At 63.2% G+C, this 832-nt stretch carries 2 protein-coding genes; both read right to left on the bottom strand.

The window, feature by feature from the left end:
• On the bottom strand, positions 1 to 458 hold a 458-nt coding region (locus tag WJU23_RS23535; protein WP_346335083.1), incomplete at its 3' end, for an IS3 family transposase.
• Positions 455 to 787, bottom strand: a complete 333-nt coding sequence (locus WJU23_RS23530) for a transposase (RefSeq protein WP_346335082.1) — start codon at positions 785 to 787, stop codon at positions 455 to 457. The genes WJU23_RS23530 and WJU23_RS23535, both read right to left, overlap by 4 nt.
• Positions 788 to 832 lie beyond the last annotated feature (45 nt).

The raw sequence follows: 832 nt of genomic DNA, 5'->3' as shown, positions 1-832 counted from the left end.
ATGCGGCGTGAGCCCAGGTCGATGACCACCGCGAGGTAAAGCCAGCGGGAGGCAGTGGGGATGAAGGTGATGTCACCGGCCCAGGCCTCATTGGGCTTGGTGGGCAAAGGTTTCTGGGCCAGCAGATTGGCCGAAGGCCGGTCAGCCCTGCCATCGCTGGTCTTGGGCAGGTAGTTTTTGGGCTGGATGGCACGCAGGCCGCGCTGCCGCATGAGACGGCGCAGCCTGGCAGGGGCGCAGACGATGTCCTGGTCCTGGAGCTCCTGCGCGATGCGACGGTAGCCGTAGCGGCGGCGGTTGCGCGTGAAGATCTCCGCAATGAGCCCGCCAAGGCGGAGGTCTTCGTTCCCGGTGGCCGTGGCAAGGGCGGCGTGATAGAAGCTGCTGCGCGGCAGTTCCAAAGCCTGGCAGATCTGGCGGATGCTGCCGCCTGTCTGGGAGTGGAGCAGCAGGATCATCGCACGGGTTTGCTCTGGGTTTGAGTGCCGAGGATGACAGCGGCCTTTTTTAAAATGTCATTCTCCAAAAGCAGGTGGGCGTTCTCCTTGCGCAGGCGGCGCAGTTCGGCGGCTTCGTCCCCCTCGCCTCCGGCTCGTTGGACTGCGCCGCCGAACTGCGTGTGCGAGGACTGCCCAGACAGGCGCTGGGGCTGAGTCCAACGGTAGAGCACACTGGTGCCGATGCCCAGCTCCTGGGCTACCTCAGGCACCGGCCTGCCAAGGTTGACCAGGGCCACTGCCTGCTCTCTGAAATCATTGCTGTATCGTTTGCGGATCACGGTTCTCATAGTGCTTGTCCCTTATTTTGTGGTCCAGGATTTTAGCGCACCTCA

The organism is Prosthecobacter sp. SYSU 5D2 (assembly GCF_039655865.1).
Classification (GTDB): Bacteria; Verrucomicrobiota; Verrucomicrobiia; order Verrucomicrobiales; family Verrucomicrobiaceae; genus Prosthecobacter.
This window is presented reverse-complemented; position numbering and strand designations above follow the sequence as displayed.

Coding starts and splice junctions, on each gene's coding strand:
- WJU23_RS23530 (WP_346335082.1), bottom strand. CDS start 787: ATGAGAACCGTGATCCGCAAACGATACAGCAATGATTTCAGAGAGCAG.